An 8,619-nucleotide genomic window follows, 5' to 3' on the forward strand; every position below is an offset into this window, starting at 1 on the left:
CGTGCCCACCAACGGCCTATCAACGTCCGAGGACCAGAATGGTGGGCACGCTTCGCTTTGCCCACCCTACGAAGCTCACACCAGCGTCGGCTCTTCCACCGCAATCGCATCCCCCACACCAATCTCACCATCAGCGATCACCTCGGCATAGATGCCGCAATCCATATGGCCGAGGTTGCGCGACAGCGTGGGCGGGATTTCGAGATCGCGCTTGGCGGTCTCTGGGTCGACGTTGACGGCCGGGCAGCGGACGATGCGCTTGACCACCTTCAGCCGGGCCTGCCCGATCGCGAGCGTCTCTCCGACCAGGTCGAGCTCGGACCAGGCCGGCCAGCCCTTGACGTAAAGGTTGGCGCGGAAGCGCAGGGGATGCACGGCGGCCCCGCCAAGCATGGTCTCGATGGCGCGGACGCTGGCGAGATTGATGATCGACACGACCTTGCGGGCGACGTCGGAAAAGCTGTGGTCGCGGCCGGACAGGACCTTGGGTGGACCCTTCAGCTCCGGCTGAAAATTCTCCGTGAAATAGTTCTCGATGGCCGAGCGGCCGGCGACGGTCTCGAGATCGCCGCTGGCGACGATTTGGCCGTCCTTGCGAATGGTCAGGCGGTTGGTCGCCTCCTCGAACCGGCTATCGAGCGAAGCCAGCCGCTCATTGCGCGCCAGCATCAGAAACTGGATTTTCGGCTTCCATGCCGGCGCCTCCGGGTCGAACCCGCTTGGGCCGTTCTCGATGGCGTAGCGGCGATCGGCGGGCAGGGTCTCCCCTCGCCTCAAGGGAACACGGGGCAGGGGTTCCGGCGTCAGGCCCTTGATCGGGTAGCGGTAGAGGCCGGTAATCTCGGCGGTATGGCTGGATGTCATAGCGCAAATTAAGGGATTCGACCGGTCCGCGCCAAGCAGGCTAACCCGCGCACGAAATTGTGAACTCGCCTCTTCCAGTCCGAAGGCACGCTTCCCACATCTGGGTCAGGCCGGCGCCAGCGCCGACTGATAACGACCGCTGCCGGTTGAGGAATGTCAACGCGGCAAACGGAAACCCAATGAAGATGCCGTTTGGAGTGCCTTAGGGGCTCCAGGGGCAGGCCGAGGGAAAGAAAAGACATATGAACATCGAGAAGTATACCGAACGCTCCAGGGGCTTCATCCAGTCCGCGCAGTCGCTTGCAGTGCGCGAGGGGCACCAGCAGTTTTCGACCCTGCACCTCCTGAAAGTCCTGCTGGACGACAGCGAGGGGCTGGCCGGCGGTCTGATCGACCGCGCCGGAGGTAATTCGCGCGCAATTCTGAAAACGACCGAGGACGCCCTGAGCAAGGTGCCGAAGGTCTCTGGCGGTGGCGCCGGGCAGATCTATCTGGCGCCGGAACTCGCCCGCACCTTCGATGCCGCTGAAAAGGCCGGCGAGAAGGCTGGCGACAGCTTTGTCACCGTCGAGCGGCTGCTGCTCGGGCTCGCACTGGAAAAGAACAGCGAGGCCGGCGCGATCCTCAGCAAGGGCGGGGTGACCCCGCAAAACCTCAATGCGGCAATCGAGGCGCTGCGCAAGGGCCGCACGGCTGACTCGGCGACCGCCGAGAACGCCTATGACGCGCTGAAGAAATACGCTCGCGACCTGACCCAGGCGGCGCGCGACGGCAAGCTCGATCCGGTCATCGGTCGCGACGAGGAGATCCGCCGCACCATCCAGGTGCTGTCGCGCCGGACCAAGAACAATCCCGTCCTGATCGGCGAGCCCGGCGTCGGCAAGACCGCCATCGCCGAGGGCCTGGCGCTGCGCATCGTCAATGGCGACGTGCCGGAAAGCCTCAAGGACAAGAAGCTGCTCTCGCTCGATCTCGGGGCGCTGATTGCCGGCGCGAAGTACCGCGGCGAATTCGAGGAGCGGCTGAAGGCCGTATTGCAGGAGGTAACTTCTGCTGAAGGCGGTATCATCCTGTTCATCGACGAAATGCACACGCTGATCGGCGCCGGCAAGGGCGACGGCGCGATGGACGCGTCCAACCTGCTCAAGCCGGCGCTTGCGCGCGGCGAGCTGCATTGCATCGGCGCGACCACGCTCGACGAGTACCGGAAGCATGTCGAGAAGGACGCGGCGCTGGCGCGGCGCTTCCAGCCGATCTTCGTCAGTGAGCCCACGGTCGAGGACACGATCTCCATTCTGCGCGGGCTGAAGGACAAGTACGAACAGCACCACGGCGTGCGGATCACTGATTCCGCGCTCGTGGCCGCCACCACGCTGTCCAACCGCTACATCACCGATCGCTTCCTGCCGGACAAGGCGATCGACCTCATGGATGAGGCCGCCGCGCGGCTGAAAATGCAGGTCGATTCCAAGCCGGAGGAACTCGATTCGATGGATCGGGAAATCATCCGGCTGAAGATCGAACAGGAAGCGCTGAAGAAGGAAAGCGATGCCGGCTCCAAGTCCCGTCTCCAGACGCTGGAGAAGGAGCTTGCCGAGCTCGAGGAGAAGTCGGCGGCGCTGACGTCGCGCTGGAGCGCGGAGAAGAACAAGCTCTCTGACGCCCAGAAGCTGAAGGCGGAGCTTGATGGTTTGCGCGTCGATCTTGCGAATGCCCAGCGGCGCGGCGAATTCCAGAAGGCCGGCGAGCTGGCCTATGGCCGGATCCCCGAGCTCGAGAAGCAGCTTGCCGATATCGAGGCCAAAGAGAACTCCGGCGAGATGATGGAGGAGGCGGTCACCGCCAATCACATCGCGCAGGTGGTCTCGCGCTGGACCGGCGTGCCCGTCGACAAGATGCTGGAAGGCGAGAAAGAGAAGCTCCTCAGGATGGAGGAGCAGCTCGGACAGCGCGTCGTCGGCCAGAGCGAGGCCGTACATGCGGTTGCGACCGCGGTGCGCCGTTCGCGCGCGGGCCTCCAGGACCCCAACCGGCCGATGGGCTCGTTCATGTTCTTGGGCCCCACCGGCGTCGGCAAGACCGAGCTGACCAAGGCGCTCGCGGAGTATCTCTTCAACGACGAGACCGCGATGGTTCGCCTCGACATGTCCGAATACATGGAGAAGCACTCGGTCTCGCGGCTGATCGGCGCGCCTCCGGGCTATGTCGGTTATGATGAGGGTGGTGCGCTCACCGAGGCGGTGCGGCGTCGGCCTTACCAGGTGGTGCTGTTCGACGAGATCGAGAAGGCGCATCCGGACGTGTTCAACGTCCTGTTGCAGGTGCTCGACGATGGCCGCCTGACCGATGGCCAGGGACGTACCGTCGATTTCCGCAACACGCTGATCATCATGACCTCGAACCTCGGTTCGGAGTATTTGGTGAATCAACCGGAAGGCGAAGACACGTCAGTCGTGCGCGAGCACGTGATGGCAACGGTGCGCGGACATTTCAGGCCGGAGTTTTTGAACCGTGTCGACGAGATCATCCTGTTCCATCGTCTCCAGAAGAGCGAGATGGGCCGGATCGTTCAGATTCAGTTCGGCCGCCTCGAAAGGCTCCTGACCGATCGCAAGATCGTGCTGACGCTGGATGGCAAGGCGCGCGACTGGCTCGCGGAAAAGGGCTGGGATCCCGCCTACGGCGCAAGGCCGCTGAAGCGGGTGATCCAGCGTTACGTCCAGGATCCGCTCGCCGAGATGATCCTGGCCGGCGATGTCAGGGACGGTGACAGCGTTGCGATCTCGTCCGAAGGCAACGTGCTGACCTTCAACGGCAAGGCGCCGCAGACCGCGGAGATCACCCAGTTCGACGCACCGGTGTCGAAGCGGAAGTTGAACTGAGCGTAGGCACACACCGCAAAACGAGAAACGCCCCGGAAGGCCATGCCTCTCCGGGGCGTTTTTCGACGTCGTATGATCTGAAAAAAATTACCGATTAGTCACTTGGAGCGGCCCGCCGGTGGCGTCCGACATGCGGGCGATCGCGCCGCCCCGGCCGCTCATCATGCCGTCGAGCCGGTCACGCTCTTTCTCGAAACCGGTGAGCATCGGGCCTTCCAGCGAGCGGCCGCGCGGCAGTTTCACGCGCATCGGGTCGACGAAGCGGCCGTTGACCAGGATTTCGTAGTGGACGTGCGGGCCGGTCGACTGGCCGGTCGAGCCGACGAAGCCGATCACCTGGCCCTGGCGCACCTTCTTGCCTGGCTCCATGCCCTTGGCGAAGGCCGACATATGGCCGTAGGCAGTCTCGTAGCCGTTGTTGTGCTTGATGCGGACATACTTGCCGTAGCCGCCTTCGAGCTGGGCCTTCTCGATCACGCCGTTGCCGGCGGCGAAGATCGGCGTGCCGTAGGCGGTGGCCCAGTCGACGCCGGTGTGCATCTTCACATAGCCGAGGATCGGATGGCGGCGGCCGCCGAAGCCGGAGCGCATGATGGCGCTGTTGACGGGCTTCCTGACCAGGAACTTCTTCGCGCTCTTGCCGGTCTCGTCATAGTAGTCGACGACGCCGTCATCGGGGCTCTGGAAACGGTAGTATTTCTTGGTCTCGCCGCCGACCGTGAGCGAAGCGAACAGCACCTCGCTCTTGTCGGTCGCCGTCACGCCCTCGTCTTCGCCGGCGTAGAAGACGTCGAACGAGTCGCCGGGCGCCACCTTGCGCTGGAAATCGACGTCGTAAGAGTAGATTTTGATCATGTCGTCGATGACCGGCATCGGCACCTTGTTGCGCATCGCGGTCTCGTAAATGCTCTGGTAGAGCCGCACGCCGGTGCCGTCGTCATCCTCATCATCGTCGCTGTTGGCGTTGGTCGCAGCGTCGGCGACGGTGTTCATGCTGGAAACGTCGACCGCGACGTATTTGCCGAGGTCGGACAGCGCAGCGATCGCCTCGACCATGGTGTCGTTGGCGACGACGACGCGATAGGGCTGGAGCCGGGCGCCGGGGCTTGAGGGCGCCATCAGGATGCGGAGTTTTTCGCCTTCCTTCAGGCCGCCGTCGCGACCGCGGGGCCCGAGCGTCGCTGAAATCGATTTGATTTCGTCCGGCGTGGCGCCGAGATCGCGCAGCACGGAGGAGACCGAGTCGCCCTTCTTGACGACATGAACGCGCTCGCCGTTGGGATTGCCGCCGGTGATCTGTTCCTTGGTCTTCGGCAGCAGCGTGACGTTTTCCGGCACCACGCGCGTCTCGAAGCCGGCATAGGGATCGGACGGCGACACTTCGGTGGCGTAGGCCATCTTCATGTCGGACGAGCCGGTCGCGCCGGAGACGTCGGCTGCGGCGTTCGCGAGCGAGGCGTAGCGCACCCCGCCATTGCCGCGCCAATTGGCGGCGTCGCGCACCCGCATCAGGATGTCGTCGAGCGCCACCACCGCGGAAATCTTGGCCTTCGGCAGCACCGGCGACAGGTCCTTGGTGACGAAGGAGACTTCTGCGTCGGGCTCGACAGCCTCGGGATTGTTCGGATCGTCAGCGGCGGCCTTCGGGTCGGAGCCGACATCGGTGAGCAGACGCTGGGCGTTGAACGGCGGAATCTTCGCCGACAGGTCGCTCGTCGTCATCGACAGATTGCCGGCGATCCGGACGAAGGGCCGCACGCGCATCACATCGCGGTTGCCGACGCGGGCGACGGTGGAGACGCGCACGATGTTGCGCGAGGCCGTGGATTCATTCGGCGGCGGCAGGCGGTCGCTCTTGTGCAGCGTGGCGGCGCGATCAGCCGCACCAAACGCACCGCGCAGCGCGCCCTCGACCCGCTCCGGCACCTTGGCGAAGGTCATCTCACCATCGAGCGATGCGAAAACGGCGCCGCCGATCAGGGCTGCGCCGCAGAGTCCGGTCAAAATTGTCCCGCTGAACCATTGTACCGAAACGCGACGGCGATCGATGACGGCGGCTTCCGAACCATCGACGGACAGCGGCGGCTCGTGGCCGAGATCGATGATCCCGGTCTCACGCCCGTAAGCGCCGCGTGACGTCCTGTGGTTCAACCCAAGTCCCCCAATAACGACCCGAAATGCCTCGTCTCGCGCTCCTCCCTGGTCGCCCTCTTCAAGGGGGATCGCGGGAAAAGCCGTGCCGCATAGGCGTTCGCGCTCAGAAGGCCCTGATTGAGGGCCCGGCCGAAATTACGAACAGCTAAGCGGGTAAAGGTCTCTCGATGTCTCTCGAATGTCCAAGGAAGGCCGCGTCATCGTAAGATCGCCTTCCTCTGACCCCGTAAAAATCGCAGGCAGCCCCCACTGGCATCCCGCGATTCAAGCTTGTCTCTTATCAGAACGCCGCGGGATTGTGGCTCTAGTACGGCGCCTCATATGGAAAAAGTTTCCTGAACGGGCTGGCGCCTGGGGCTTCCCCGGAGGGGGGCGCCAGAAGCCGCTTCCGGAGCCCCCAGGGACCCAAACTTTTTTGGATTTTTTCATCGGTCGCGTTCGGTCCGCGCGCTCACGACCTCTCTAACCGTCTGTAAACGCGTTATTTTTTCGAACAATCCACCGTGCGACGATTTGTTGACAATGGCCGTTGACAATCCCGAGCGGGGGGGCCTATAACCCGACCACTGAGCGCGGCGCCGCCGGGTCACTGACCAAGGCGAGCGAACGCGCCACTGATGCTCCTCACCTTGTTGAGTGACACAACAGTCGACGTAAGTCGATTGGGGTCCATTCATCGCCGGTAAGGGTGTCGGAACCCTTCCTCTGAGGAAGGTTGGGACCATCTGGTCCCGGGCTGTTTGACAAGTGAAGATGAAGAAAGAGAAACGTGGACGGCGGAGTCCTTGCGGGTCTCGCATTTGAAGAGCTTCGGCTTTTCGGATCGGGGCCGGACGAAAGACTTCGGCGGTACACGTTTTAAGGTTACACCATCGTTGCCAGCGATGTGAATCGCGGGCAGCTCGTCGACTTCGGTCGGCGGAAAATGGTGGGACCTCGTCAAAACGTTGTGATCAGCCGGTTCAAAGTTCAAGTCCAACTTGAGAGTTTGATCCTGGCTCAGAGCGAACGCTGGCGGCAGGCTTAACACATGCAAGTCGAGCGGGCGCAGCAATGCGTCAGCGGCAGACGGGTGAGTAACGCGTGGGAACATACCTTTTGGTTCGGAACAACACAGGGAAACTTGTGCTAATACCGGATAAGCCCTTACGGGGAAAGATTTATCGCCGAAAGATTGGCCCGCGTCTGATTAGCTAGTTGGTAGGGTAACGGCCTACCAAGGCGACGATCAGTAGCTGGTCTGAGAGGATGATCAGCCACATTGGGACTGAGACACGGCCCAAACTCCTACGGGAGGCAGCAGTGGGGAATATTGGACAATGGGGGCAACCCTGATCCAGCCATGCCGCGTGAGTGATGAAGGCCCTAGGGTTGTAAAGCTCTTTTGTGCGGGAAGATAATGACGGTACCGCAAGAATAAGCCCCGGCTAACTTCGTGCCAGCAGCCGCGGTAATACGAAGGGGGCTAGCGTTGCTCGGAATCACTGGGCGTAAAGGGTGCGTAGGCGGGTTTTTAAGTCAGGGGTGAAATCCTGGAGCTCAACTCCAGAACTGCCTTTGATACTGAAGATCTTGAGTCCGGGAGAGGTGAGTGGAACTGCGAGTGTAGAGGTGAAATTCGTAGATATTCGCAAGAACACCAGTGGCGAAGGCGGCTCACTGGCCCGGTACTGACGCTGAGGCACGAAAGCGTGGGGAGCAAACAGGATTAGATACCCTGGTAGTCCACGCCGTAAACGATGAATGCCAGCCGTTAGTGGGTTTACTCACTAGTGGCGCAGCTAACGCTTTAAGCATTCCGCCTGGGGAGTACGGTCGCAAGATTAAAACTCAAAGGAATTGACGGGGGCCCGCACAAGCGGTGGAGCATGTGGTTTAATTCGACGCAACGCGCAGAACCTTACCAGCCCTTGACATGTCCAGGACCGGTCGCAGAGATGTGACCTTCTCTTCGGAGCCTGGAGCACAGGTGCTGCATGGCTGTCGTCAGCTCGTGTCGTGAGATGTTGGGTTAAGTCCCGCAACGAGCGCAACCCCCGTCCTTAGTTGCTACCATTTAGTTGAGCACTCTAAGGAGACTGCCGGTGATAAGCCGCGAGGAAGGTGGGGATGACGTCAAGTCCTCATGGCCCTTACGGGCTGGGCTACACACGTGCTACAATGGCGGTGACAATGGGACGCTAAGGGGCAACCCTTCGCAAATCTCAAAAAGCCGTCTCAGTTCGGATTGGGCTCTGCAACTCGAGCCCATGAAGTTGGAATCGCTAGTAATCGTGGATCAGCACGCCACGGTGAATACGTTCCCGGGCCTTGTACACACCGCCCGTCACACCATGGGAGTTGGTTTTACCTGAAGGTAGTGCGCTAACCCGCAAGGGAGGCAGCTAACCACGGTAGGGTCAGCGACTGGGGTGAAGTCGTAACAAGGTAGCCGTAGGGGAACCTGCGGCTGGATCACCTCCTTTCTAAGGATGGTTCTTCAGAAGCTTGCTTCTATCGAACCGTTTTAGAAACATCAGTGGCCAACGGTCGTCAGGATCGTTGAGCTGCATTGGCGGGATTTCGCCGTCTACGTTTCTCTTTCTTCGCGGACGAACACGCGCTGGGCCTGCGTATCGCAGGATCCCTAGTCCTTGACGGGATATGCGTTAGGGGCTTGTAGCTCAGTTGGTTAGAGCGCGCGCTTGATAAGCGTGAGGTCGGAAGTTCAAGTCTTCCC

The 8,619-nt window shown here is 61.7% G+C and carries 3 protein-coding genes, 1 tRNA gene and 1 rRNA gene (1 of these 5 running past the window's edge); 3 read left to right on the forward strand and 2 right to left on the reverse strand.

The features are described from left to right. Positions 1-75: 75 nt before the first annotated feature. Positions 76-864 (reverse strand): MOSC domain-containing protein, encoded by a 789-nt coding sequence (locus UB31_RS14075; RefSeq protein ID WP_045005341.1) that lies wholly within the window; start codon positions 862-864, stop codon positions 76-78. Between the two features lie 242 nt (positions 865-1,106). Here UB31_RS14075 and clpB point away from each other — a divergent pair, with 242 nt between their 5' ends. Continuing rightward, a complete protein-coding gene (clpB, locus tag UB31_RS14080; protein ID WP_045005339.1) occupies positions 1,107-3,746 on the forward strand; it encodes an ATP-dependent chaperone ClpB in 2,640 nt (879 codons plus the stop codon). Between the two features lie 87 nt (positions 3,747-3,833). Here the strand turns inward: clpB and UB31_RS14085 are convergent, their stop codons facing one another. Then, positions 3,834-5,897, reverse strand: a complete 2,064-nt coding sequence (locus tag UB31_RS14085) for a M23 family metallopeptidase (protein WP_045005338.1) — start codon at positions 5,895-5,897, stop codon at positions 3,834-3,836. Positions 5,898-6,876: 979 nt separating this feature from the next. Here UB31_RS14085 and UB31_RS14090 point away from each other — a divergent pair. Both UB31_RS14090 and UB31_RS14095 read left to right on the forward strand, forming a co-directional pair. Continuing rightward, positions 6,877-8,365, forward strand: a 16S ribosomal RNA gene (locus tag UB31_RS14090). Positions 8,366-8,552: 187 nt separating this feature from the next. Next, positions 8,553-8,619: transfer RNA gene (locus tag UB31_RS14095), tRNA-Ile, on the forward strand; it runs 10 nt beyond the window's last position.

Source organism: Bradyrhizobium sp. LTSP849 (assembly GCF_000938255.1).
Lineage (GTDB): Bacteria > Pseudomonadota > Alphaproteobacteria > Rhizobiales > Xanthobacteraceae > Bradyrhizobium.